Below are 25,088 nucleotides of genomic sequence, written 5' to 3' on the forward strand. Positions count from 1 at the left end.
CGGCACATTGATCCGTTAAACAGACGGCGTCTTTTACGCGAGGCGGCTCCGCCTTGCCATGTCTTTGCCATTCCCGCCGGATAGTTCGACGCCATGACCGCTACCGACCCCGTCGCCAATCTCCAGACGTTGATTCGCTGCCCGTCCGTGACGCCCGCCGAAGGCGGCGCGCTCACGGCGCTCGACGCCATGCTTGCGCCGCTCGGCTTTACCGTCGACAAAGTGACGGCACGCGAAGAGGGCACAGCCGATATCGAGAACCTCTATGCCCGCCTCGGCAGCGACGGCCCGCATCTGATGTTTGCCGGCCACACCGATGTCGTGCCGGTCGGCGACGAAGCGGCCTGGACACACCCGCCCTTTGCCGCCGAAATATCAAAGGGCGAGCTCTTCGGCCGCGGCGCCGTCGACATGAAGGGTGGCATTGCCTGTTTCGTCGCCGCCGTCGCCCGCCATATCGAGAAGAACGGCGCCCCGGCCGGCTCGATTTCCTTGCTGATCACCGGCGACGAAGAAGGCCCGGCGATCAACGGCACCGTCAAGCTGCTGCAATGGGCCACGGAGCGCGGCGAGCGCTGGGACGCCTGCCTGGTCGGCGAACCGACAAATCCCGACAGGCTCGGCGACATGATTAAGATCGGCCGGCGCGGCTCGCTATCTGGCAGGATCACCGTGCACGGCGTGCAGGGCCATGCCGCCTATCCGCACCTTGCCGACAATCCGGTGCGCGGCATCGTCCAGCTGACGCAGGCGCTGATGGATCCGCCCTTCGACGGCGGTACCGATGATTTCCAACCGTCGAACCTCGAAGTGACGACCGTCGATGTCGGCAATCCTGCCACGAACGTCATTCCGGCAAAGGCATCGGCAAGCTTCAACATCCGCTTCAACGACAGCTGGACCGTCGATACGCTGCGTGCGGAAATCCTGCGAAGGCTCGATGCCGCCGCCGGCAACGGCCAGCTGCGTCCGGGCCGGGAGCCGGTGAAATACGATATCGTCTGGGCCGACCGGCCGAGCCACGTCTTCCTCACCCGCAACAATACTTTGATCGCCTCGCTGTCTTCGGCCGTCGAAAGCGTCACCGGCCGGTCGCCAACGCTTTCGACCACCGGCGGCACGTCGGATGCCCGCTTCATCAAGGACTATTGCCCGGTCGTCGAGTTCGGCCTGGTCGGTCAGACGATGCACATGGTCGACGAACGTGTCGCCGTTGCCGATCTGGAGACGCTGACGGCGATCTACGAGACCTTCATCGACCGCTGGTTCGCCCATGCCGGGTCTTAAGGAAGTCCAGTATTATCTGGCCGGCCTGTGGCTGCTGATCCGGATGGATCCGCGCGGCTTCCGCTTCCTCGATCTGTCGGAGCGCGGCGTCAACCGCTCGTTCTGGGCGATGGCCTGGTGCCTGCCGCCGATGGGCATCTCCTGGCTCTGGTGGCGACAGGCCTTCCTGCGGTCGCTGCCGCCGGAAGCCGATGTCAATTTTGCCTTTTTTGTCAGGCTCGGCCTCGTCGAGGTCGCCAACTGGTTCGTGCCGCTGGTCTTTGCCGGGCTGCTGCTGCTGGCCTTCCGCATGGGCGAGCGCTTCGCCCCCGTCGTCGTCAGCGTCAACTGGCTCGGCGTGCCGCTCTCCTATATCAACGGCCTGCTGCTGGCGCTGGTGTTCTTCCTGCCCGGCACGGTCGGCCTCGTCTCGCTGCTGCTGCTCGCCTTCATGCTGGCGCAGGTCTTCGCGCTGGCGCGCATCCTCAGGATGATCTGCCATGATCACGCGCTGATGGTCGGAGCGCTGACGCTGGTGCTGCTGGTGCCGTCGATGATCCTTTCGGAATATCTGCAGCACTTCCTCGGCATCTATCCCGTCTGAGCAGGCCCGCGGAGGCTCTACGACAGATCGTCACCGTCATCGGTGTCAGTGAGCGGCCTGCGGCGGTCGGTGATCACCTCGGGATAATCCACCTGCAGGAAATAGAGCCCGTCGGGCGGCGCCACCGGGCCGCAGGCCTTGCGGTTGCGCGCCGCGAGTGCCGCCTCGACATCGTCGGGCGTCCACTTGCCTTCGCCGGCGAGCTTCAGCGTGCCGGCGAAGGAGCGGATCTGGTTGTGGAGGAAGCTCTGCGCGGTGGCGCGGATCTCGATCAGCGCGCCGCTGCGCGTCACGTCGAGCCGGTCGAGGGTGCGCACCGGGCTGTTTGCCTGGCAATGGGCGGAGCGGAAGGTGGAGAAATCGTGTCTGCCGACTAGCCGCTGGGCGGCGGCGTGCATGACCTCGTGGTCGAGTGTCTTCGGCACCCACCAGGCCTTGCCGGCGTCGAGCGCCAGCGGCGCCCGGCGGCTGACGATACGGTAGAGATAATGGCGTTTGAGGGCCGAGAAGCGGGCATCGAAGAATTCGGGAACCGCCTCGACGTCGAGAATGGAGACGCGCTCGCCGGCAAGTCTCAGATGCGCGTTCAGCGCATTCTGCAGCTGATAGGGCGACCATTCCTTCGAAAGATCGGCATGGATTACCTGTCCCATGGCGTGGACGCCGGAATCGGTGCGGCCGGCGCCGCGGACCGAAACGGTCTCGCCGGTCAGCGACAGCACCGCGGCTTCGATCGCACCCTGCACCGAAGGACCGTTCTCCTGCCGCTGCCAGCCGACATAGGGGCCGCCGTCATATTCGACCGTCATGCGGAAACGCGGCATCAGGAAAGCCTCGTGCCGGCGGCGAGCGGCGTACCGCGGAGGAAATCTGCGGCGGACAGCGGCTTGCCGCCCGCCTTCTGCAGCCTGGTCAGCCGCACCGCGCCGGAAGCACAGGCGACGACAAGGTCGTCGGTCAGCAACTGCCCGGCAACGCCCTGCCCTTCAGCCAGCTCCGAGCCGAGCACCTTCACCCGCTCCGGCCTGCCGCCGATCTCGACTTCGAACCAGGCGCCCGGAAACGGCGCCAGGCCGCGAATATGGTTGTGCACATCCCGCGCCTCCCTGGCGAAATCGATGCGCGACTCGGCCTTGTCGATCTTGGCGGCATAAAGCACGCCATCTTGCCGCTGCGGCGTCAGCGGCAGGTCGTTCATCTCCAGCTTTACCATGGCCTCCGCCATCGCCTTGGCGCCGACCTGCATCAGCCGGTCGTGCAGTTCGCCAGCGGTCATGTTCGGACCGATCTCGACCTCGCGGGTCAGGGCGACGGCGCCGGTATCGAGACCCTTGTCCATTTTCATCACCATCATGCCGGTCTTTTCATCGCCGGCCATGATCGCCCGCTGGATCGGCGCAGCACCCCGCCAGCGCGGCAGCAGCGAGGCATGGCCGTTATAGCAGCCGTCGCGGGTGCCGTTCAAAACCGCCTCGGGCAGCAGCAGCCCATAGGCGACGACGACGGCGACATCGGCCTTGAACGCGGCAAACCTCTCGCGCTCCTCCGGATCCTTGAAATTGACCGGCGTGAAGACCGGGAGACCGAGCAGCTCGGCCGCCTGATGCACCGGCGATTTCTGCAGATCGAGCCCGCGCCGGCCACCCGGCCGCGGCGGCTGCGTATAGACGGCGACGATCCTGTGGCCGGCATCGACGAGCAGGCGCAGGGTCGGAACCGAAAACTCCGGGGTTCCCATGAAGATAATGCTAAGAGACATCCTATCTCGCCAATTGAGGATCAGCCGTCTTCAAACGGGTTTACGAGCTTGAGATCAAGCCCCTCGAAATCTCGGGTGTTGCGGGTGGCGAGCGTGGCGCCGTTTGCAAGACAGATGGCGGCGATCATCGCGTCCTTCGTCTCCATCGGCCGTCCCGCCTTCCTGCGCTGCGCCGCCAGGAGGCCGTAACGATTGGCCGCGCTCAGGGAAAAACCGAGCACGCGGCCGGTAAACTCCGACTCGATCCTGTTGAAGTCGGATATCAATGTTGCCTTCCGCCTGCCGTCATCAAGAAGTTCAAGACCATAGCGCATTTCAGCGACGGCGATCGTCGTCAGGAAAAGCATCTCGACGTCGTAACCATCAAGCCAGCTCAATATCCGCTCGCTATGGGTCCTCCCCTGCAACTCGGAAATCACATTCGTATCGAGGACGATCATGTATCGAAGCGCGGCGGTTCGCGATCGTGTTCGTGACGAGATGCGGCGATAGCTTCCACTTCCTCATCGCTCAACTTTTCATCGCTCATCAGCGAGCGCAGGCGCTGCCCGGCGGAAGCCCCCGAACGCCCGACCGCAATCTGCCGGCGGATGATTTCGATCGCCTCTTCCGAAAGGCTGCGGCCATTACGCTGCGCGCTTTCCTGAAGTTGCCGCTTCATTGCGTCTGGAACATCGCGAATAAGCAGGTCGCCCATTCGGCACCTCCATTATGATATCAACGATATCATAATGCTTTGTCGAATCATTTTCAACGCAACGCTCAGAGCGCCTTCGATTTCGCCGCCTTGGTGAACTTCTTGATCACCATCTCCCGCTTCAGCCGCGAGATATAATCGATGAACAGCACGCCGTTCAGATGGTCGATCTCGTGCTGCAGGCAGGTGGCGAGCAGGCCGTCGGCTTCCACCACCTGTTCCTTGCCGTTGCGGTCGAGATATTTGACCGAGACGACAGCCGGGCGCTCGACCTCGGCATAGTAATCGGGAATCGACAGGCAGCCTTCCTCATAGACCGAGCGTTCGTCGGAGGATTTGACGATCTCGGGGTTGATGAAGACCTGCGGCTGCTTTTCTTCACCCTCGCGCGACACATCGATCACCAGCATGCGGCGCGGCACGCCGATCTGGATGGCGGCAAGGCCGATGCCCGGCGCGTCATACATGGTTTCCAGCATGTCGTCGGCAAGGCGCTGCAGGTCGGCGTCCACCCGCTCGATCGGCTGAGACAGCTGGCGGAGAATGGGATCGGGAAGAATGATGAGTGGCTTGATGGTCATGGGCGTTCCCATAACCCATCTTTTCTCACTATGGAATTATCCGGCGGGCAGGGAAGACGCTTTTTTGCATCCCCGCCCGGAATTTTGCCATATTCGCGTCAAGCTGCACGTCGGGCAGGGGCGACGGCGCGGGCTTCCGGCCGGGCGCGGAAATGCTGCAGCAGCTCGATCAGCTTGCCCACCTCATCGGTGAGGCGGCGCGTTTCCGCCGAGGTGCGCTCGACCATGCCGGAATTCTGCTGGGTGATTTCGCCCATGCTGCGGATCGCCACGCTGACCTCGTTGACGCCGGTTGCCTGATCGCGGGCGGCAGCGGCAATATCGGCGACGAAGCGGTTGATGATATCGATGCGGCTGATCATGTCGTTCAGCGCCTCGCCGGTGCTGGAGACGATGCCCACACCTTGATTGACCTGGGTCGAGCTCTGCGAGATCAGGTTCTTGATCTCCTTGGCGGCTTCAGCCGTGCGCTGGGCGAGCTGGCGGACCTCCTGGGCGACGACGGCAAAACCCTTGCCGGCATCACCGGCGCGCGCCGCTTCGACGCCGGCATTCAGCGCCAGAAGATTGGTCTGGAAGGCGATCTCGTCGATGACGCCGATGATCTTGGAAATTTCGGTCGAGGATTTTTCGATGCCGGCCATCGCCGAAACGGCGCTGGTGACGAGTTCCCCTGAATTCTTCGCCTTCTGCTGAGTCTCACGCACGGCGCCGGACGCCTTTTCGGCGTTGGCGGCGGTCTGACCGACGCTGACGGAAAGCTGCTGCAGGGCCGCCGAGCTCTCCTCGACGCCTGCCGCCTGCTGGGCGGTGCGCAACGCCAAGTCGTTGGTTGCATTGGAAATGACGTCGGCGCCGCTCATGATCTGGCCCGACGTGTCGCGCACGGATGCGAAGGATTGACGAAGGGCGCTGACGGCGCGGTTGTAATCCTCGGCCATCTGCCTGAAATCACCCGGCAGGTCGGAGGGCAGAGTGGCTTCGAGATCGCCGTTCGACAGTGCTTCCAGGCCACGGCGCAGCTGCTCCAGCGCGATGGCCTGGTCGGATTGCGCCTTGGCGCGCTCCTCTTCCAACGCACGGCGCTTGGCTTCCAGCGTCTCGAGATAGACCGAAATGGAATAATCCATGTCGAGCATGCCCGATTTGACGACGGCGGACAGCTTCTCGGCCAGCTGCTTGCCCTGCTGGCGCGCGAAGACCGATGGCCACTGCTTCTCCATGATGCCCTTGACGAGCTCGGACATGACGATGGCATAGCCGCCGATATACCAGCGCGGCTCCAGCCCGATGCGGGCATGCGTGCGGCCGACGGAAGCCACGCCTTCGACATAGCGCTCATCGAACGTACCGCTTGCAAGATTGGCCCAGTGATCCTGCTGCCGCTTCTTGGCATGGCCGACATGGCTCTTGTCCGTGAAGAAGCTCGAGACAGCGGGAGTCCTGGCGATCTTGGCGTAGAATTTATCGAGGGCGCCGCCGATCAGCTCGGCAATCACAGGGCGCAGTTCCCGCATCGACTTGCGCGCCGCCTCGTCCAATTCGATGAAATCGAGGCGCTGTTTGAGCGCGCTGTCGGTCTGCTGGGATGTCATGGGTATCTCTGTATTTGGCGCGACGGCGCGGGAGGGAATTCTGCGCCACAGCTTTTGGCGAATATGGTTGAGCAATCGTTAAATCCGGCCGCGATTTTCCGCGTTGGCCGGCAAGGCGCGGCGGCCTTGGAAGATATTGAGGATCGCCGATTTCGTTCACGTTTTGATCTATAACTTGCCATATCTTCTGTTATGGTTGCGCCATGACCGCCACTTCCGAATCGCTCGCAGCTTCCGTCGCCTCGATCAGCCCGGCCATGCTGGCGCTGGCCGGCGGCGTTCTTGCAGTCCTCATCCTGCTGGTGATCGTCCTTTTTCTGCGCGCCGCCGGCCTTCGCCGCGAACAGGCGGAGGAGGCGGATCTGCGCGCCCGGGAAAGTGCGATGCGCATGGCCGAGCTTTTGAAGATCCAGGCGGAGATGCAGGGTCGGATCGCGGCGATGACCGAGGTGTTCGGCGCGCGGCAAAGCGAACTCAACCAGACGATCAGCCAACGTCTCGACGGCATGTCGCAGCGCATGAGCTCGACGATCACCGAGCAGACCAAATCGACGCATGAGAACCTGCAACGGCTGCAGGAGCGGCTGGCGGTCATCGATGCGGCGCAGAACAATATCCAGACGCTCGCCAAGGACGTCGTCGGGCTGCAGGCGATACTTTCCAACAAGCAGACGCGCGGCGCCTTCGGCCAGTCGAGGATGGAGACGATCGTTGCCGACGGCCTGCCGATGGGCGCCTATACCTTCCAGCAGACGCTGTCCAACGGCTCGCGGCCCGACTGCACGATCCGCATGCCGAACGGCGCGCCGCCGCTCGTCATCGACGCGAAATTCCCGCTCGAGGCCTGGAACGCCATTCGCGACGCCGGCAGCCCCGAGGCCGCCAAGCTCGCCGGCCAGCAGTTCCGCCGCGACATGGAGATCCATATAAGGGATATTGCCGAGAAATACCTGATCCAGGGAGAAACCCAGGATACGGCCTTTCTCTTCGTGCCGTCCGAATCGATCTTTGCCGAGCTCCACGAAAATTTCGAACCGGTGGTGCAGAAGGCGCACCGGGCGCGCATCGTCATCGTCTCGCCGTCGCTGCTGATGCTGTCGATCCAGGTTATCCAGGCGGTGCTGAAGGACCAGCGCATGCGGGCGCAGGCGCATCTGATCCAAGGCGAGGTGGCGCTGCTGATGGACGATCTCGGCCGCCTCGACGAGCGGGTGCGCAAGCTGCAGGGCCATTTCGCCATGGCGCAGAAGGATATCGACATGGTCGTCACGTCAGCCGACAAGCTCACCAAGCGCGGCGCCAGGATCGAAGCGCTGGAATTCGAGGCGGGCGGCGATGCCAGGCCGGCTCGCGACGATGAGGCCCCGGCCAAATCGGTGGAAAGCCGCACCGGTCTTCTCAAGCTTCGGGTGGTTGACGAGGAGTGACCGCTTCGGGCAGTGTCTGCCCCGCATTTCATACAAGAGTTGGAACATGACGTCGCCCGCGTGTTCCAAAGGACGGGACATCCTCATGATCACAGTTTTCGGGTCCATCAACATGGATCTCATCGCCACGACCGCGCGCCTGCCGAAGCCCGGCGAGACGGTCGCCGGCAACGGATTTGCCACGGCCGCCGGCGGCAAGGGCGCCAATCAGGCGCTGGCAGCCCGCCGCGCCGGCCGCTATGTGCATATGGCCGGCGCCGTCGGCAAGGATGGTTTTGCCGCCGACGCGCTCGCCCTGCTCGATGACGCCGGAACCGACCTCTCCCTCGTCAAGCATGTCGACGGTCCCACAGGCACGGCGCTGATCCTCGTCGGCGGCGATGGCGAGAACATGATCGCCGTGGTCCCCGGCGCCAACGGCCTGGTGACGGCTGGCGACGCCGAGACGGCGGTCGGCAGGATGAACGAAGGCGATATCCTGATGCTGCAGCTCGAAGTGCCGGTCGATGCCGTCGAACGGGCACTGTCGGCTGCCCGCGCCAAGGGGATCACCAGCATCCTCAATCTCGCGCCGCTGATCCCCGATGCGCCGCGTCTCGGGCGGCTGGCCGATATCGTCATCGCCAACGAAACCGAGTTCGAGCGGCTCGCCGGGCAGGACGGCATGGACGCCGAGGCACGCGAGGCAGCCCTTCACCGCCTGCATCAGGAGACCGGCCAGACGCTGATCGTCACACTCGGCGGCGATGGCGTCATTGCCATCCGCGATGGGGTCATTTCCAGGGCGCAAGGCCTGAAAATCGAACCGGTCGATACCGTGGGGGCGGGAGACACCTTTTGCGGTTATTTCGCCGCAAGCCTCGACGACGGCCTCGATTTTCCCACGGCGTTGCGCCGCGCGGCCGTCGCCGGTTCGCTCGCATGCCTGAAATCGGGGGCGCAGCCATCGATCCCATCAAGCAAGGACGTCGCGGACAGAATATAGTTTCAGTCTCTTTGCTAAGCCGCCGAGAAAACCCATTAGTTTTGAGGGAGTTTCTGTGGTTTCCTTGCCGATGTGCCCGCCGACCGGCGGCCGCCACGACCGAGGCTGACGACCGTGCCGGCATAGCGCGTGTTCAGGCAGCAGAAGATCAGCGCGTGCCGGAGCTAGCCACCCGGGCGGACAATCACGACCTGATTGTCGCGCGTCGCCGGTATCCAGAGCGTGCCGGCCGCGCCGTCGACGGTGAAATCGGCAGGGCCATGAATGTCCCGCTCCAACCGGATTTCGCCGGTCGGAGCGCCATTGACCGAGAAGAGGATCAGCGCTCCAGGAACCGGGCGATCGACCGCCTTCCAATCAGAGACCGCCAGGCGGCCATCCGGCAGCGTTGCCAGTCCGTCGAACAGGCCATGCGGCGAGTGTTCGAGGCGGCTTGCTTTGCCGCTCTCGTCGATGGCGAAAATATCGCCGCCGCCGAAATTCTTGCCGATCCCCGCCACGAGAACGCGCCCGCTTTGCGGCTCGACGATGATCCCGTTGGCGCCGGGAATGCCGCTGGCGAGCTCGGCGATGCTGCCGGCCTTCGGGTCGAGCCGATAAACGGCGTTGCGCAGGCTATCGGTCAGCAGCAATTGCCCGTCCGCGGTCGCGACGAGATCGTTCGCGAGTGCTGGCTCTTCTCCCGGAAGGCGTTGCTCGAAGACACGCGCCCCGCTCGTCAGGTCGAAACCGACCACGCGGTCGATATCGGCGACATAGAGCCGGCCGCCAACCGCAGCCATGCCCTTTGGAGCATCGAGCGTCTCGCCGGCGGGCGGGAAAGCTCGCAGCGTCACGATCTTGCCGTCGGCGGAAACCTCGGAGATGAAGCCGTCGCCGTCCTTCGACATGGGATCGAGCGCCTTCCCGATATTCGAGACGAAGCGGCGATCGCCGACGGTCAGGACGCTCTCGGGTGACTGAAACCCATCGATAACAGTCACGACCTTCACCGTCTCCTCGGCGTAGGCATTGGTCAGGGTGCTGGCCGCTACAAAGATCGCCGCCGCCGTGGCCTGCAGCACCTTCCTGGAAATCATCCGTCTCATAAGCTCACTCCTGTTGCGGAGTGGCGAGAATTGCGGGAAAACCGCGCCTCATCGCGCCCGCTTCGACCGGAGATGAACCCGTTTCGGTCAATCCATCATTTTCGCAGCCCTCCCCATCGGATAAGGTCATGCGCATGGACATCGGGAAGGCATCACAACAAGCGCTCTCTTCCGCGCTGCTGGAGGGATTGGCACGGTTTCGAGCGGCGGGCACCGGGGGCAGCCTCGCGCATGGCGAGAACCTGTTTTCCTATTGTGCCCTGGCCAAGGAACGCCTGATCGCCATCGAACTTCCGCATCCGATCCTGGGCATTGTCGTCTCCGGCGCCAAGGAAGTCTGGCGCGGTATGAACGGCTCTTCGCTTTGCGCCGGCTCGCTGTTTGTCCTGCCGGCAAAGACCAAGATGGACATCCTCAACCTGCCGGACGAGAGCCGCGGCTTCTATCAGTCGCTGATCCTCGAGGTGCCGGACGCTTCGGTGCTGCTCGAGGCCAACGTTCCGGCGACGCTTGCCGACCGCCGCAGGGCTGCCGTCGAGCCCCTTCAGGTCGAGCTGACGCCACATCTGGTCGATGCCGTGATTCATGCCGCCTCGGCGATCGCCGATGGCCCCGCGCAATCCTCCGTGCGGCGCTCGCGGCTGACCGAACTTCTCGCGCTCCTCCATGGCGATCCGGCAGCGCGTCCCATGTTCGACCTGTCGATCGCGGGGCGCGTGCTTGCGCTGATCGCCAGCGACCTCTCCCGTGACTGGCGGGCGCCCGAGGTTGCGAGGATGATTGGCCTGTCGGAATCCACCATGCGCCGGCGACTAGCGGAAGAAGGTATCTCTTTCGCCAAACTGTTGCGTCGCGAAAGGATGCTGGCGGCGCGGCATTTGATGGCGCAGCGCGAGAGCGCGCAAGCCGCCGCCATCGCGGTGGGCTATGCATCGAGAGCGCATTTCGCAAAGCGCTTCAGGGCGGCATTCGGCTCCAACCCCAGCATGCTCCGTCATTCCGATCTAATGCTCAACGGGTAGCCGACGAGCCCGATGTGTAGATCGCGGGCGGAGACCGCGGTCGCCGGTTCGCTCGCATGCTTCAAGGCGGGAGCGCAGCCATCGATCCCGTCATGCAAGGACGTCGCGGACAGGATATAGTTTCAGTCTCTTTGCGAAGCCGCCGAGAAAACCCATTAGTTTTGAGGGAATTTCTGCGGTTTTCCTTGCCTCGACTATTCGAGTTTCATTCAAATTTAAGGTATTTCCGGCGATCTTCCTCGTGGTCGCCGGCGCCCTTCGTTCTTGCAGCCGGCCGCCAGTTCAAAGTGCTGCAGCGTCCCGTGGCGTCTTGAAGGACGCGCGCCGCTGCAGGCGGCTGCTCCATGAGGGGGCGACGCCTTCGCTCCTGCGCCGGAGAATGCCCGTTCGGCGTATCCTTGCCCGAGGACCCCCATGTCTATTTTTCGCATGAAATCGCTTGCGGCGAAACTTCTCGTCATCACCGGCATCGCCATCGCGCTTGTTCTCATCGTCTCGAACTTTTTCCTCATCGGCCAGACACGGGATCGCGTCCAGACGCTGACGATGGATCAGGCCAATCTCGAGGCAAAATCGATCGCCAACGAAATCGCCGCCAATGTCGGCGAACTCGCCAGTGCCGCACGCACCATGTCGGGCGTGATCGGCCGCGGCCATGAGGGCAAATCGCTCGACCGCAAGGGCATGATCAATGTGCTGAAAGCCAATCTCGAGCAGAACGCCTTCGCCTTCGGCAGCTGGTTCTGCGAGCAGCTCGGGGCGCTCGACGGCAAGACCACCGAGATCACCAACAATAATGACGAAGGCACGAACAAGAACGGCGCCTTCACGCCCTACTGGTCGAAGACCAAGGATGGCGGCGTCCAGTACTCGACCTTCGACAATGATTATACCGCCGAATGGTGGAAGCTCGCCGCCGACAGCGGCAAGGGCGCGATCACCACGCCATACCTCGCTGAGGGAACCGATGTCCCGACGCTCCTGACCTCGATTGCCTATCCCGTCACGGCCGGCGGCAAGATGATCGGTCTCGCCGGCGTCGACATTTCGCTGAAGTCGCTCACCGACAAGCTGCAGGCGCTGCATCCTTTCGGCTCCGGCCGCGTGACGCTACTGTCGCAGGCCGGCAACTGGATTGTCGCGCCAATCCCTGACCTGATGACCAAGCAATATGATGGCGAAGGCGCCGACGTCGTCAAGGCGGCGCTATCGAACAAAGAGCCCGGCCTCGTCAGGAACCTGACCTATGACGGCCTCGATCCCTTCGATCGCGTCGTCTATCCCTTCGCCGTTCCCGGCGTCAACGCCACCTGGGTCGTGCTCGTCGACGTACCGCACACCGCGATCAATGCGCCGGTCAAAGACCAGACCTATATGATGATCATCAACGGGCTGATCGTGCTCGGCGCGGTCATGCTGGCGCTCTATTTCGCCGTCCGTTCGCTGGTGCAGCGGCCGCTCGGCGGGCTGGTCGCCAGCGTCAAGGCGTTGAGCGACGGCCACTATGAGGAGCCGGTCGCAGCCCAGGATCGGAGCGACGAGGTCGGTTCGGTCGCCAAGGCGCTCGAAGGCTTCCGTTTTGCGCTCGCCGACGCCAGGCGCCTCGAAGACGAGGCTGCCAGAGAGCGGCAGGGGGCGGAGGCCGAGCGCGGCCGGTCGGAATCGGAACGCCAGGAATCGGTGTCGCAGCAGCGCCGCATCGTCTCGATCGTCGGCGCCGGCCTTTCCGAGCTGTCGCGCGGCAATCTCGGCCACCGCATCACCGACGACTTCCCCGGCGAATACGGCAAGTTGAAGCAGGATTTCAACGCGGCGCTTGCAAGCCTCGAAGAGACCATCAACACCATGACCCTCAGCGTCGCCAATATCGGCTCGGGCACCGGCGAGATCAGCAATAGCGCCTCCGACCTCGCCAAGCGCACCGAACAGCAGGCGGCCAGCCTGGAAGAGACGGCGGCCGCGCTCAACGAGCTCACCGCTCAGGTCGATTCCAGCGCCGAGAATGCGCGCACGGCAGCCGACAACGTCAGCCTCGCCTGCCAGGATGCCGAAAGGTCCGGCGAGGTGGTGCAGAAGGCGATCGCCTCGATGCAGGGGATCGAACAGTCTTCGACGGAGGTCTCGCGGATCATCGGCGTCATCGACGAAATCGCCTTCCAGACCAATCTGCTGGCGCTGAATGCCGGCGTCGAGGCGGCGCGCGCCGGCGAAGCCGGCAAGGGTTTTGCCGTCGTCGCCCAGGAAGTGCGTGAGCTCGCCCAGCGCTCGGCCAACGCCGCCAAGGAGATCAAGACGCTGATCAACACCTCGGCCGTCCAGGTCAAGGAGGGCGTCGATCTCGTCGGGCGTGCCGGCGGCACGCTGCACAAGATCGCCGAACAGGTGATGGGCATCAACGACCTCATCCGGCAGATCTCGGCCTCGGCGAGCGAACAGGCCGTCGGGCTGAAGGAAATCAACCAGGCCATGAACCAGATGGACCAGGTGACGCAGCAGAACGCGGCGATGGTCGAGGAAGCGACCGCCGCCAGCGTGGCGCTCAACGACGAGGCGCAGACGCTGAAGGCGCTCGCCACACGCTTCCGGGTCTCCGGTTCGGGCAACGCCGCTCAGCTCACCGCCGTCGCCCAGCAGATGCGGGCGCCGGCCGCCCCAGCCGCATCGCCTCGGGCCGCCGCCCCGGCAGCCCGCCGACCGGCCGCGCCGTCGCGCGGTTCCGCCGCCGTGGCGCAGGACAGCTGGGAAGAGTTCTGATCGTTCCGTTCGTCCTATGATGAAAAAGGCGCCTGCGAAATCAGGCGCCTTTTTTATCAGGAATAGAAGCGGTTCAGGCCGCGTTCGAGGTCTGCTCTTCGTTGAGGAAGGCGTAGATCGCCGAGGCGGATTCGGTGGCGCGCAGCTTTGCCACCAGATCGTGATCACGCAGGACGCGGGCGATGCGCGACAGCGCCTTGAGATGATCGGCGCCCGCGCCTTCCGGCGCCAGCAGCAAGAAGACGAGATCGACCGGCTGGTCGTCCAGCGCTTCGAAATCGACCGGCTGCTCCAGCCGGGCGAAGATGCCGACGATCGAATGAATGTTCACCAGCTTGCCGTGGGGAATGGCGATACCGTTGCCGACGCCGGTCGAGCCCAGGCGTTCGCGCTGCAGGATGACGTCGAAAATCTCCCGTTCGGAGAGCCCGGTGATCCTTGCGGCTCGTGCCGCCAATTCCTGAAGCAACTGTTTCTTGGAATTTACTCTGAGGGCGGGAATGATCGCATCCTGATGGAGCAAATCTGCCAATGCCATTTCTTTTTCCTTCTGTCGCCGGGATCAGATGATGCGGGGGAGCGGCGGCGATACCGCCGCTCACCGCCCTGATCTCAGCCTTTGATATTGGCCGAGTCGATCCAGCCAATATTCCCGTCGTGGCGACGGTAAACAATGTTCAGATGTTCCTTGCCGGGGCTGCGGAACAGGAGAAGCGGCTCGTCGGTCATGTCGAGCGCCATCACGGCGGTGGCGACCGACATGGTCTTCAGCTGCTTCGTGCTTTCAGCGACGATCGCCGGAGCGAAATCGTCGGGAATTTCATCCTCGTGATCAGGAACGGAGTCCATGACCGTGTAGGAGACTTCTGCAAAACCATTCAGGTGGTTTCCGGCATGATGGTCCTTCAGCTTGCGTTTGTAGCGGCGCAGACGCTTCTCGATGCGCTCGGAAGCGGCGTCGAAGGCAAGCTGGGGATCGGTTGCTTCGCCGGCGGCATGCAGCACCACTCCGCTGTCGAGATGAAGCTTGCAATCTGCCGAGAAACGAGAACTCGCCTTTTCGACGGTCACCTGGCCGGAATACCCCCCGTCGAAGTATTTCGTGATGGCCATACCAATTTGGTCCTCGATCTTTTGACGGAAGGATTCACCAATTTCCATATGTTTCCCGGATACACGCACACTCATGGAGTTTCCCTTCTTATGGTCGTTTGCGGGTATCAGTTTACGCCAAGCCTCAGGTTCATCCAAGCACTTCGCGCAATCTCAAGCAAGATCGGCGTGGGCCTGCGGGTCCTCGGTGCCCTTGGGATGATGGGGATAACTTCAAAAGGCGCTCACGGCGTCGATTGCGGCGGGCTTCTAGCCAGAGCTTACCAAAAAGTCAATAGGGCGGAAAATGGCCTGCGGCGATGCGCGGGAAACGTGCGGAGGATTCCTTGCCGACAAGCGCTCCCGACGATCACCGCTTCGATGGCTTTCAACGCTTCGCGCTTAAGCTGTGCCGCCTTTACGGGTAATCATTATTGCGGTGACACCACTGCTGTCCGGTTGGCGTCGACGGCGGCGATCTCTTAGAACGACAATTGAATTGTCTAAAGCGCTGAGAAAGTCGGATACGCAGTAGAATCAACACCGTGCAGCAAGTCCACCAAATTTAGCCGGACAGCGTGTGGTGACACCTGATATGGCTGGCGATGCGGTCGAACCCGGCGCCTGGATGAGACCCCGTCAGAAGCCCGCGACCTTGGCGAGCGCCCGCTTCTCGCGGCGGCGCTGGACCGACGAGGCGATGTTCATCGCTTCCCGGTATTTCGCCACCGTGCGGCGGGCGAGATCGACGCCGCCCTTCTTCAGCATATCGACGATATCGTCATCGGAGAGCACCGCGTCGGGGCTCTCCTGCATGATGAGGGCGCGGATCTTGTGACGCACGGCCTCGGCCGAATGGCTGTCGCCGCCTTCGACGGCGCTGATCGACACGGTGAAGAAATATTTGAGCTCGAAGAGGCCGCGCGGGGTCAGCATATATTTGTTCGAGGTGACGCGGCTGACGGTGGATTCGTGCATCTTGATCGCCTCGGCCACCGTCTTCAGGTTCAGCGGCCGCAGGTGGTCGACGCCGTTGAGCAGGAAGGCATCCTGTTGGCGGACGATCTCACTTGCCACCTTCATGATGGTTTTCGCCCGCTGGTCCAAGCTGCGCGTCAGCCAGTTGGCACTCTGCAGGCACTCGGACAGGAAGGCGTGATCCTCGCCGTTCCTGGTCACGCGCGAAAAATAGGACTGGTTGACCAGCACGCGCGGCAGCGTATCCGGATTGAGCTCGACCAGCCAGCCGCCGTCTGCCGACGGCCTGACGACGACATCGGGCATGATCGCTTCAGAAACACCTGCCTCGAAACCGCTGCCGGGTTTCGGATTGAGCTGGCGGATCTCACCGAGCATGTCGAGAAGGTCTTCCTCGTCGACGCCACAGAGCCGCTTCAGCGTGGCGAAATCGCGCCGCGCCAGCAGTTCGAGATTGTCGACCAGCGCCTCCATGGCAGGGTCGTAGCGGTCCTTCTGCCTGAGCTGGATCGCCAGGCATTCGGCGAGGCTGCGGGCGAAAACACCCGGCGGATCGAGCGTCTGAAGGGCGGCAAGGACGTGTTCGACCTGCGGCAGGCTCGTGCCGAGCCGCTCGCCGGTCTCGACGAGATCGGTCTGCAGATAACCGGCATCGTCGAGCTGATCGACAAAATTCTGCGCGATCAGCCGGTCGGTCATATCGGGCAGGATGAAGGGGATCTGCTGGGCGAGATGGTCGCGCAGCGACAGCTGGCCGGCGACGAAATCGTCGAGATCGTAATCGGCGCCCTCGGCGCTGCCCGGCATCGACTTCCACTGGCCGACAAGCTCCGGCGCATCGAGGCGCTGCGGGGCGCCGTCGTCGGGAAAGACATTGGTATAATTGGCGTCGAGCTCGTCGTTCAGCCGGCCGGTGCTTTCGCGGCCGCCATTGTCGTACCAGTCGCTGGAGAGCGCCTCGGCGTGATTGTCGGCGCCGTCGTCCGAGCCGGCATCCTCCGGCGGCTGGCCAAACTGCTCGTCCTCACCGGCACCACGTTCGTCGCCCGTCTCGCCGTCGTTTGACGGGAATTCGAGCAGCGGGTTCTTTTCCACTTCCAGGGCGATGAACTGATTGAGCTCGAAATGCGTCATCTGCAGCAACTGGATGGATTGCATCAGTTGCGGTGTCATCACCAGGGACTGGCTCTGGCGCAGGAAAAGATTGGCGGACAGTGCCATGACGGACGCGAAACTCCCCTCAATTCCTCCGGGAAACCGCGTCCAGTTAACGCCTCAGGCCACGGAAACCAAGTTGGCCCAAAAATTGCTTTTTTATCTCATTTGGTCAAGCGGAACTAAGCGGCAAGGTGAATTTCCGCGCCGGCGGGAGCATGACGGCTTCCGATTTGGTCGAAAAACAGCCTGATCCGGCGTCAGAGGCTGAAATTGTCGCCGAGATAGAGCCGTCGCACTTCCGGATTGTTGACGATATCGTTCGCCCGGCCATGGGTCAGCACTTCGCCGGCATGAATGATGTAGGCGCGGTCGATGAGACCGAGCGTCTCGCGCACATTATGGTCGGTGATGAGAACACCGATGCCGCGCGCCGTCAGATGGTGGACGAGGTTCTGGATGTCGGCGACCGAGATCGGGTCGACACCGGCAAAGGGCTCGTCGAGCAGCATGAAGGTCGGGTCGGTCGCCAGCGCACGGGCGATTTCGAGACGGCGGCGCTCGCCGCCGGAAAGAGCGACGGCCGCACTCTTTCTGAGCTTCTGGATATGAAATTCCTCCAGCAGCTCGTTCAGCTTCTGCTCGCGCTCGGCCTTGTCCTTGACATGCACTTCGAGGACGGCGCGGATATTTTCTTCCACCGTCAGCCCGCGAAAGATCGAGGCTTCCTGCGGCAGGTAACCGACGCCGAGGCGGGAGCGGCGGTACATCGGCATGGTCGTGACGTCGTTGCCGTCGATTTCGATCGTGCCTTCATCCACCGGTACAAGGCCGGTGATCATGTAAAAACAGGTCGTCTTGCCCGCACCGTTCGGACCGAGCAGGCCGACGGCCTCGCCACGGCGCACCACCAGCGAAACGCCGTTGACGACGCGACGCGTCGCATAGGTCTTCGTCAGACCACGGGCGATCAGCGTTCCCTGATAGCGACTCTTGTCGGCGGCACCCGCAGCTTGTGGCTCGGGCTGGCCGAACATGGTGGATAGCGATGATAATTTCACGTGGGAGGCCGGCTTCTCAGTTCTGCTTCTGCTGCGCATTCGGCTGCGATTTCGGATCGAGCTGAATCTGGACACGCCCGCCACAGCTTTCAAGCTCCGCCTGGCCGGTTTGCATGTGAACGGTCAGTTTGCAGCCGGTAAAGACGTTCGGCCCGTCCGACAGAATAACCTTATTGCCCTGATCCGCCGTCAGGATGAATGTCTGCGAGGCCATGTCGAAATTGCCGTCATCGGCGGTCGCCGTCTGGGTGCCCGAGGTCAGCAGGACCTTGTCGGTCACCAGGATCTTGTCGATGTCGGCACTCCCCGATGCGAGCGAGGCAGACTTTTCCGGCTGGGCGGGTTGAGCCCCATCGGCTCCCGGCTTTGCCGCCTTGTCCTTATAATAGACGGTCATCTTGCCGGACTGCATCGTCGTCGTTCCCTGGACGACCTTGACGTTGCCGGTGAAAAGCGCGGTGTGCTCCTGGTCATGGATCTCGAGCTTGTCGCTTTCGATCTGGATCGGCTGGTCGTTGGAAAGCTTCATCCCCGACATAGCCGTCGCCTGCTGCGCGCTGGCGCCCGAGGCCATCAGGATAAGGGCAAACGCGCCGGCAATGAATGCTACGCCCGTCTTGCAAGCTGAAATGCGACAATCTTTTGTCATGGATGACCCGGCTGGTTAGGTGCCCTGTTTATGGATGGTGGATGGATCGACATTCATGCGAACATTCCCCTCGAATGTGATCACCCGCCCCTTATCGGTTATCTCAAGCGTCTTCGCAACAATGGAAGCATTGTCCTTGGTGATGGTGACGGGGTCGTCGCTCTTCATGTTGCCGCCCTTGATGTCGAGCCGGGCGGACTGGAATTTTGCGTTGAGGCCGCTGCTGAGCACCAGCGTGAAGGGAGCCGTCATATGCAGATTGTCGGTGGCGCGGTTGTAATCGGCGGTCGAGGCGACGACGCGGGCGATCAGGCCGTCATTCATCGGCACGGCCGCCTTGATGGTCTCGAGCGTGATGAGATCGGGATTGCGGATATCCTGCAGCGCTCGTTCAGCGAGCATTGAATAGTTGATGCCGTCGGAATTGCGGCCCGCGATCGCCGGCTTTTCCATCACGACCTTGCCATTCTCGATCTTGGCACCTTCGAACTTGACGTTTTCGGGCAGGTAGATGCTGACCAGCGCCACCGCCGCGAGGCCAGCGGCGACGATGAGGGCGGCCACCGGCAGCAGGATCTTCAGCCGCCGCACGCGGGCGGAATGGAACAACGCATCGCCATAGGCGCTCCTGCCGGAGCCCGCATAAGCGGCATTTCCGTTGTTCTTCAGGGTATCGAGCATAGGTCTCGTTCCATCTGCGGTGATTGCCGCGCCTTATAACAAAGCCGGCCGCCAATCACAGTTCGTTTCGCATTATTACATTGGCTTGCCAATATGGAATTTTTTCTGCAACAAGCAACAAAACGGAAAAACATCAAAAAGTGGCATTCGTACGCGCCGCTGCCACCTATTTCACCGGATCGATCGGCGCCGTGCCGACGCCGGGCCAGCGCTGGAGGTATCTCATGGACAGTTCGATCATCGCCGATCGCCGGCGGCTGCGCCGCAAGCTCGGCTTCTGGCGCATCGTCGCGGTGGCCCTCGTCGTGGCGCTTGGTTTGGCCTTCTATGGCTTCGCCTTCGGCGGTGCCGGAACTGAGCGCCCGCATATCGCCCATGTGACGATATCCGGGCTGATCGTCGACGACGACGAGCTTCTGGAGCGGCTGAAGAAGGTCGAGACCAGCGATCAGGTGAAGGCAGCGGTGATTTCGATCTCTTCGCCCGGCGGCACGACCTATGGCGGCGAAAAAATCTTCAAGGCGATCCGGGCCATCTCGGCCAAGAAGCCCGTCGTCTCGGACGTGCGCACCCTTGCCGCCTCGGCCGGCTACATGATTGCCACTGCCGGCGATACGATCATTGCCGGCGACAGCTCGATCACCGGCTCGATCGGCGTCATCTTTCAGTATCCGCAGATCCAGCCGCTGCTCGACAAGATCGGCGTGTCGCTGCAGGAGATCAAGTCCTCGCCGCTGAAGGCCGAGCCCTCGCCCTTCCACGAGGCGAGCGAGGAAGCCAAGGCGATGATCCGCAACATGGTGCTCGACAGCTACAACTGGTTCGTCGACCTTGTGGCCGACCGGCGCAAGCTTCCGCGCGAGGAGGTGCTGAAGCTTGCCGACGGCACGATCTATACCGGCCGACAGGCGCTCAAGGCGAAACTCGTCGATACGATCGGCGGTGAGCCCGAAATCCGTGCCTATCTTAAATCGCGCGGGGTGGACGCCGATCTGCCGGTGGTGGACTGGGACAAGAAGAGCAACACGCCGTTTCTGCTCGCTGGGGCTGTTTCGCGACTGATTACGATCCTCGGTTATGATGATCTCGTCAAAGGCCAGGATATCAATGGAATCCTGCCCCCAAAGTTGCTTCTTGACGGGCTGCTTTCAGTTTGGCAGGTTGGCCGCGATTGATAAGAAATCAATAATTTAAGGGGGCGACTGTGATCAAGTCCGAATTGGTGCAGATTGTTGCGGCACGCAACCCGCATCTCTATCATCGCGACGTCGAAAATATCGTCAACGCGGTTCTCGACGAGATCACCGATGCACTGGCTGCGGGCAACCGCGTCGAATTGCGCGGCTTCGGCGCGTTTTCGGTCAAGAACCGCCCTTCCCGCTCCGGCCGCAATCCGCGCACCGGCGATACCGTCTTCGTCGAGGAGAAGTGGGTTCCCTTCTTCAAGACCGGCAAGGAACTGCGCGAGCGGCTCAATCCCGGCCAGGCCGACGAAGAGGATTGAGCGGCGCAACCGGCCTGCGGCGAAACCGCACTTGAACTTGAACTCGGTTTTCCTATTCTGCTAGCGCATCGGCCCGAAAATCGGAATCGATTTTCGGGCCGATGCGTAGATACAACGCGCCATTCGAAGAGAGCGGCGCCGTCCGACGCATGGAGACCCCAATGGCCAAGAAGATCGTCAACCTCTTGATTCTGCTGCCGCTCGGCGTCATTCTCATCGTCTTCTGCGTTGCCAACCGGCAGAGCGTCACGCTCGCCTTCAATCCGTTCCGGCCTGACGATCAGGTGCTTGCGGTCTCCGCGCCCTTCTTCGTCTTCCTGTTCATCGCGCTGATTTCAGGCATGCTGATCGGCTCGGCCGCCACCTGGTTCAGCCAGGGCAAACACCGCAAGCGGGCACGCACCGAGGCTAAGGAAGCCATTCGCTGGCAGGGTGAGGCCGACCGCCACAGGACGCGCGCCGAGGATATCGCCGGCCAGCTGCCGTCGCGGTAAGAGCGTTGCCGGCACGTCAAACCGGACAGAAGCTCAGCTCCTCATAGTCGCCCTCCGGCGACGCGCCGTTGCCGGTCACCACGAAGCCGTGGGAAAGGTAGAAGGCTTTCGCCCGCCGATTGTTCACCAGGCATTTCAGCCGGTATTTATGCTGCGGCCATTCCGGCAGCGCCTGCAGCAGCGCCGTGCCGGCGCCGAGGCCTTGGAATTCCGGTCTGATGTAAAGCATGTGAATGAAATCGTCTTCCGGCCAGAGCGACAGGAAGCCGGCCAGTCTGCCATCGGCATGCTCGCAGACGAGGATCGTCTCGCCATTGGTATGAGCGGCGAAATCCTCGTGATGGAATTTGCCGGGATCGACCCAGACGAATGTCTGGCGGCGTACGGAAAGGTAGATTTCCGCAAGCATGTCGTGGTCTTCCGCCCGCGGCGGCCTGATGGTCCATGTCATGATGAGGGCTTAAACCAAGCTCCTGCCCTCGCCAAGCCCACCGCCAACGCCTTCGGTGCTCAATCGGCGGCCATTTTTGCGACGACGGCAGCATTGAAATCGGAGAAAAAGCCTTCGGCCAGCCTCTGCGAGGTCGAATCGAGCAGGCGGGCGCCGAGCTGGGCGAGCTTGCCGCCGAGTTCGGCCCTCGCCCGGTAATGCAGGATCGTCTCGCCGCCCCGCTCTTCGAGCACGACATCGGCGGCTCCCCTGGCAAAGCCGGCAAGGCCGCCCTTGCCTTCGGCCGACAGCGTATAGCTTCTCGGCGCATCGACATTGGCGAGCGTCAGCAGCCCATGGAAGGTGGCCGACAGCAGGCTGAACTTGACCCTGATCGTCGCCTCGAAGGTGTCGGGCGACAGCCGCTCGATGCTCTGGCAGCCGGGAATGCAACCGCGCATGATCTCCGGATCGTTGAGCGCCGCCCAGACCATGTCCCGCGGCGCCGCGATGCGTTCTTCGCCGGTGAAATCCATTCGATAGCCCCATCTCCGATTCGCTCACCTTATCCCAGCGGGAAAGCCTTTTGCCAAGGCAGAGAGGAATAGCTATGCCGTGATAGTTGGCTGCGTGCATGGCATCCGAGAAGTGCCGACGCGCAGTTGATCCGGCACGGTTTTCTAGGCTACTGCATAATTCAAAGGGTGCGGCAGAGGACGCAGCCCCGTCAACATACCCCGATAGAGACGCGGAAGAGCACGTTGAAACAGAAAGAACGCCGGCCGGGCCAGAAGAAAACGTCAGGTCCCTCCGGTGAAAGCCGCAGGGATGATCGGGCCGGCCGGCCGGCGAAGCCGGTTGCGCAGTCTGTGGCGGCCCGCCAGGCGGCGCGAGAGAGCGCGGTGCCAGTCGCAGCCGCGCGTCCGCTGACGACGCGCAGCGGCGAGCGGCCGGCGGAACGCGTGCCTGTCATTCTCGAATCGCTCGGCGCCGGCGATTTCCACCTGATCGACAGCGGCGACGGCCAAAAGCTGGAGCAATACGGCCCCTATCGCATCATCCGCCCGGAGGCCCAGGCGCTATGGCGGCCTTCGCTGGCGCCGCAAATCTGGGAGAAGGTCGACGCCGTCTTCACCGGCGATACCGATGAAGAAGGCACCGGCCGCTGGCGCTTCCCGAAGGCCGCACTCGGCGAGACCTGGCCGCTCAATCTGCTCGGCGTCGATTTCCTCGGCCGCTTCACCTCGTTCCGCCATGTCGGCGTCTTCCCCGAGCAGATCGTCCACTGGAGCTGGACGAAGGATCAGGTCGAAAGGGCCGGCCGGCCGCTGAAAGTCTTGAACCTCTTCGGCTATACCGGTGTCGCCTCGCTTGTCGCCGCCGCAGCCGGCGCCGAGGTCACGCATGTCGACGCGTCGAAGAAGGCGATCGGCTGGGCGCGCGAAAACCAGGCGCTTGGGCGCATGGAGAAGCTGCCGATCCGCTGGATCTGCGAGGATGCGATGAAATTCATCCTGCGCGAGGAGCGCCGCGGCAGCCAGTACGACATTATCCTCACCGATCCGCCGAAATTCGGCCGCGGCCCCAATGGCGAAGTCTGGCATCTCTTCGAGCACCTGCCGTTGATGCTCGATGTCTGCCGCGAGATCCTGTCGCCGCAGGCGGCCGGTCTGGTGCTGACGGCCTATTCGATCCGCGCCAGCTTCTATTCGATCCACGAGCTGATGCGCGAGACGATGCGGGGTGCGGGCGGCGCCGTCGAATCCGGCGAGCTGGTGATCCGCGAGGCGGGTCTCGACGGCAAAACGCCGGGCCGCGCCCTTTCCACCTCCCTCTTTTCCCGCTGGGTGCCGAAATGAGCAAGGACTTCCACGATCAGGGACCGCGCAGGGTCGGCCAGGTGAAGGAAGTCACCTCGCTCGCCAACCCCATCATCAAGAACATCAAGGCGCTGACGAACAAGAAGTCGCGGGAGGAAAGCGGGACTTTCCTCGCCGAAGGGCTGAAGCTCGTCATCGATGCGATCGAACTCGGCTGGACGATCCGCACGCTGGTCTACGCCAAGGCCGCCAAGGGCAAGCCGCTGGTCGAGCAGATGGCGGCCAAGACCGTCGCCTCCGGCGGGCTGGTGCTCGAAGTCAGCGAAAAGGTGATCGGCTCGATCACCCGCCGCGACAACCCGCAGATGGTCGTCGGCATCTTCGACCAGCGCTGGAAACCGCTCAAAGACATCCGGCCCAGGGAGGGCGAGACCTGGGTGGCGCTCGACCGCGTGCGCGACCCCGGCAATCTCGGCACCATCATCCGCACAGCGGATGCGGCCGGGGCTTCCGGCGTCATTCTGGTCGGAGAGGCAACCGATCCCTTTTCGCTCGAGACCGTGCGCGCCACCATGGGCTCGGTCTTTGCCGTGCCGGTCGCACGCGCAACGCCGGAGGAATTCCTCGCCTGGCGGAAATCGGCCGGCGTTTCCATTGTCGCCACCCATCTTGCCGGCGCGGTCGATTACCGCACGATCGACTACCGGAAGAAGCCGATCGTGCTCTTGATGGGCAACGAGCAGTCCGGCCTGCCCGAGCAACTCGCCAAAGAGGCCGACGCGCTTGCCCGCATTCCGCAGCAGGGCCGCGCCGATTCCTTGAACCTCGCGGTCGCCACCGCCGTCATGCTTTTCGAGGCGCGCCGCCATCTCCTCTCACTTGCCGAGGGCAAATGACCGAACAGACGCATGCACGTCCCGCGCTCTTTGCGCGCCCAGCGCCGATCCTCTTCTTCATCGTCGCCGCCGTTCTCATCGACCAGATCGTCAAGATCGCCGTCGACCATTACCTGCCGCTGCAAGAAGCCGTGCCGGTTCTTCCGATGCTGGCGCTCTACCGCACCTATAATCTCGGCGTCGCCTTTTCGATGCTGTCGGGCATGGACGGTTGGTTCATCGTCGGCATGCGGCTCATCATTGTCGCCTTCGTCATCTGGCTGTGGTATCGCACCGCCAAGGATCGCTGGCTCGCCCATCTCGGTTACGCGCTGATCATCGCCGGCGCGATCGGCAATCTGGTCGACCGCTTCGCCTACGGGCATGTGATCGACTACATCCTCTTTTACACCGAACGCTGGTCCTTCGCGGTCTTCAATCTCGCCGACAGTTTCATCACCATCGGCGCGGCCTGCGTCATTCTCGACGAGCTGTTGCTGCCGAAAAAGGCCGGCCGCTAAAATCTTATCGAATTCCTGAAGGCATTCGGAAGGGGCCTCATGTTAGCCAC

General features: G+C 62.8%; 27 protein-coding genes. 12 read left to right on the forward strand and 15 right to left on the reverse strand.

Going from position 1 to position 25,088, the window contains the following annotated elements; translation table 11 throughout:
• Nucleotides 1-93 precede the first annotated feature (93 nt).
• A complete protein-coding gene (gene dapE, locus K6M89_RS24380; RefSeq protein ID WP_222141287.1) occupies nt 94-1,287 on the forward strand; it encodes a succinyl-diaminopimelate desuccinylase in 1,194 nt (397 codons plus the stop codon).
• Nucleotides 1,274-1,870: a hypothetical protein gene (locus tag K6M89_RS24385; RefSeq protein WP_097579544.1), complete on the forward strand. Its 597-nt coding sequence runs from the start codon at nt 1,274-1,276 to the stop codon at nt 1,868-1,870. The genes dapE and K6M89_RS24385 overlap by 14 nt, the downstream gene beginning before the upstream one ends.
• Nucleotides 1,871-1,887: 17 nt before the next feature.
• On the opposite strand, the gene truA is transcribed toward K6M89_RS24385, so the two are convergent.
• The 6 genes from truA to K6M89_RS24415 form a co-directional block, all read right to left on the reverse strand.
• Entirely contained in the window at nt 1,888-2,694 is an 807-nt protein-coding gene (gene truA / locus K6M89_RS24390; RefSeq protein ID WP_222141288.1) for a tRNA pseudouridine(38-40) synthase TruA, read from the reverse strand.
• The gene (gene fmt, locus K6M89_RS24395) at nt 2,694-3,629 is read right to left on the reverse strand and encodes a methionyl-tRNA formyltransferase (protein ID WP_222141289.1); all 936 of its coding nucleotides are present in this window, start codon (nt 3,627-3,629) and stop codon (nt 2,694-2,696) included. The genes truA and fmt overlap by 1 nt, the downstream gene beginning before the upstream one ends.
• A 20-nt stretch (nt 3,630-3,649) precedes the next feature.
• Nucleotides 3,650-4,069, reverse strand: a complete 420-nt coding sequence (locus K6M89_RS24400) for a type II toxin-antitoxin system VapC family toxin (protein WP_222141290.1) — start codon at nt 4,067-4,069, stop codon at nt 3,650-3,652.
• Nucleotides 4,066-4,326, reverse strand: a complete 261-nt coding sequence (locus K6M89_RS24405) for a FitA-like ribbon-helix-helix domain-containing protein (protein ID WP_009991317.1) — start codon at nt 4,324-4,326, stop codon at nt 4,066-4,068. Before K6M89_RS24405 ends, K6M89_RS24400 begins: the two co-directional genes overlap by 4 nt.
• Nucleotides 4,327-4,391: 65 nt before the next feature.
• Complete coding sequence (gene def / locus K6M89_RS24410) at nt 4,392-4,907, reverse strand: peptide deformylase (protein ID WP_097579647.1); 516 nt, start codon at nt 4,905-4,907, stop codon at nt 4,392-4,394.
• A 98-nt stretch (nt 4,908-5,005) separates the two neighbouring features.
• Nucleotides 5,006-6,502: a globin-coupled sensor protein gene (locus tag K6M89_RS24415; protein ID WP_222141291.1), complete on the reverse strand. Its 1,497-nt coding sequence runs from the start codon at nt 6,500-6,502 to the stop codon at nt 5,006-5,008.
• Nucleotides 6,503-6,705: 203 nt separating this feature from the next.
• Here K6M89_RS24415 and K6M89_RS24420 point away from each other — a divergent pair, with 203 nt between their 5' ends.
• Together K6M89_RS24420 and K6M89_RS24425 are read left to right on the forward strand one after the other, a co-directional pair.
• The gene (locus K6M89_RS24420) at nt 6,706-7,929 is read left to right on the forward strand and encodes a DNA recombination protein RmuC (RefSeq protein WP_222141292.1); all 1,224 of its coding nucleotides are present in this window, start codon (nt 6,706-6,708) and stop codon (nt 7,927-7,929) included.
• A gap of 85 nt (nt 7,930-8,014) precedes the next feature.
• Nucleotides 8,015-8,914, forward strand: a complete 900-nt coding sequence (locus K6M89_RS24425) for a ribokinase (protein ID WP_222141293.1) — start codon at nt 8,015-8,017, stop codon at nt 8,912-8,914.
• A 164-nt stretch (nt 8,915-9,078) separates the two neighbouring features.
• Here K6M89_RS24425 and K6M89_RS24430 read toward each other — a convergent pair whose 3' ends face one another.
• Entirely contained in the window at nt 9,079-10,002 is a 924-nt protein-coding gene (locus K6M89_RS24430; protein ID WP_222141294.1) for an SMP-30/gluconolactonase/LRE family protein, read from the reverse strand.
• Between the two features lie 128 nt (nt 10,003-10,130).
• Here K6M89_RS24430 and K6M89_RS24435 point away from each other — a divergent pair, with 128 nt between their 5' ends.
• Both K6M89_RS24435 and K6M89_RS24440 read left to right on the forward strand, forming a co-directional pair.
• Nucleotides 10,131-11,024 (forward strand): helix-turn-helix transcriptional regulator, encoded by an 894-nt coding sequence (locus K6M89_RS24435; protein ID WP_222141295.1) that lies wholly within the window; start codon nt 10,131-10,133, stop codon nt 11,022-11,024.
• A gap of 414 nt (nt 11,025-11,438) precedes the next feature.
• Nucleotides 11,439-13,778, forward strand: a complete 2,340-nt coding sequence (locus K6M89_RS24440; RefSeq protein WP_222141296.1) for a methyl-accepting chemotaxis protein — start codon at nt 11,439-11,441, stop codon at nt 13,776-13,778.
• Between the two features lie 73 nt (nt 13,779-13,851).
• Here K6M89_RS24440 and ptsN read toward each other — a convergent pair whose 3' ends face one another.
• From ptsN to lptC, 6 genes are all read right to left on the reverse strand, one after another.
• Entirely contained in the window at nt 13,852-14,316 is a 465-nt protein-coding gene (gene ptsN / locus K6M89_RS24445; protein ID WP_222141297.1) for a PTS IIA-like nitrogen regulatory protein PtsN, read from the reverse strand.
• Nucleotides 14,317-14,390: 74 nt separating this feature from the next.
• Nucleotides 14,391-14,966, reverse strand: a complete 576-nt coding sequence (gene hpf / locus K6M89_RS24450) for a ribosome hibernation-promoting factor, HPF/YfiA family (RefSeq protein ID WP_003570772.1) — start codon at nt 14,964-14,966, stop codon at nt 14,391-14,393.
• Nucleotides 14,967-15,509: 543 nt separating this feature from the next.
• Nucleotides 15,510-17,069: an RNA polymerase factor sigma-54 gene (gene rpoN / locus K6M89_RS24455; RefSeq protein WP_222141298.1), complete on the reverse strand. Its 1,560-nt coding sequence runs from the start codon at nt 17,067-17,069 to the stop codon at nt 15,510-15,512.
• 194 nt (nt 17,070-17,263) lie between these two features.
• Complete coding sequence (lptB, locus tag K6M89_RS24460) at nt 17,264-18,040, reverse strand: LPS export ABC transporter ATP-binding protein (protein WP_003570776.1); 777 nt, start codon at nt 18,038-18,040, stop codon at nt 17,264-17,266.
• A gap of 40 nt (nt 18,041-18,080) precedes the next feature.
• Nucleotides 18,081-18,713: an LptA/OstA family protein gene (locus K6M89_RS24465; protein ID WP_097579531.1), complete on the reverse strand. Its 633-nt coding sequence runs from the start codon at nt 18,711-18,713 to the stop codon at nt 18,081-18,083.
• 15 nt (nt 18,714-18,728) lie between these two features.
• Nucleotides 18,729-19,394, reverse strand: coding sequence for an LPS export ABC transporter periplasmic protein LptC (lptC, locus tag K6M89_RS24470; RefSeq protein WP_222141299.1), 666 nt, complete (start codon nt 19,392-19,394; stop codon nt 18,729-18,731).
• Between the two features lie 224 nt (nt 19,395-19,618).
• Here lptC and sppA point away from each other — a divergent pair, with 224 nt between their 5' ends.
• The 3 genes from sppA (at nt 19,619) to K6M89_RS24485 (ending at nt 21,392) form a co-directional block, all read left to right on the forward strand.
• On the forward strand, nt 19,619-20,569 hold the full coding sequence (gene sppA, locus K6M89_RS24475) for a signal peptide peptidase SppA (protein WP_222141352.1): 951 nt from the start codon (nt 19,619-19,621) through the stop codon (nt 20,567-20,569).
• Nucleotides 20,570-20,598: 29 nt separating this feature from the next.
• Nucleotides 20,599-20,898: an integration host factor subunit beta gene (locus K6M89_RS24480; RefSeq protein ID WP_003544934.1), complete on the forward strand. Its 300-nt coding sequence runs from the start codon at nt 20,599-20,601 to the stop codon at nt 20,896-20,898.
• Between the two features lie 161 nt (nt 20,899-21,059).
• Nucleotides 21,060-21,392, forward strand: coding sequence for a LapA family protein (locus K6M89_RS24485; RefSeq protein WP_097666393.1), 333 nt, complete (start codon nt 21,060-21,062; stop codon nt 21,390-21,392).
• Nucleotides 21,393-21,408: 16 nt separating this feature from the next.
• On the opposite strand, the gene K6M89_RS24490 is transcribed toward K6M89_RS24485, so the two are convergent.
• Nucleotides 21,409-21,843 (reverse strand): GNAT family N-acetyltransferase, encoded by a 435-nt coding sequence (locus tag K6M89_RS24490; RefSeq protein ID WP_222141300.1) that lies wholly within the window; start codon nt 21,841-21,843, stop codon nt 21,409-21,411.
• 59 nt (nt 21,844-21,902) lie between these two features.
• Complete coding sequence (locus tag K6M89_RS24495) at nt 21,903-22,358, reverse strand: SRPBCC family protein (RefSeq protein WP_222141301.1); 456 nt, start codon at nt 22,356-22,358, stop codon at nt 21,903-21,905.
• Nucleotides 22,359-22,583: 225 nt separating this feature from the next.
• Here K6M89_RS24495 and K6M89_RS24500 point away from each other — a divergent pair, with 225 nt between their 5' ends.
• Genes K6M89_RS24500 through lspA form a run of 3 tightly spaced genes read left to right on the forward strand, consistent with a single transcriptional unit; the run spans nt 22,584 to nt 25,038 of the window.
• The gene (locus tag K6M89_RS24500; protein WP_222141302.1) at nt 22,584-23,681 is read left to right on the forward strand and encodes a class I SAM-dependent methyltransferase; all 1,098 of its coding nucleotides are present in this window, start codon (nt 22,584-22,586) and stop codon (nt 23,679-23,681) included.
• The gene (locus K6M89_RS24505; RefSeq protein ID WP_222141303.1) at nt 23,678-24,538 is read left to right on the forward strand and encodes a TrmH family RNA methyltransferase; all 861 of its coding nucleotides are present in this window, start codon (nt 23,678-23,680) and stop codon (nt 24,536-24,538) included. Before K6M89_RS24500 ends, K6M89_RS24505 begins: the two co-directional genes overlap by 4 nt.
• Nucleotides 24,535-25,038: a signal peptidase II gene (lspA, locus tag K6M89_RS24510; protein ID WP_222141304.1), complete on the forward strand. Its 504-nt coding sequence runs from the start codon at nt 24,535-24,537 to the stop codon at nt 25,036-25,038. Before K6M89_RS24505 ends, lspA begins: the two co-directional genes overlap by 4 nt.
• The last annotated feature ends 50 nt before the right edge of the window (nt 25,039-25,088 follow it).

Origin of the sequence: Rhizobium croatiense (genome assembly GCF_019793465.1) — a bacterium.
Classification (GTDB): Bacteria; Pseudomonadota; Alphaproteobacteria; order Rhizobiales; family Rhizobiaceae; genus Rhizobium; species Rhizobium croatiense.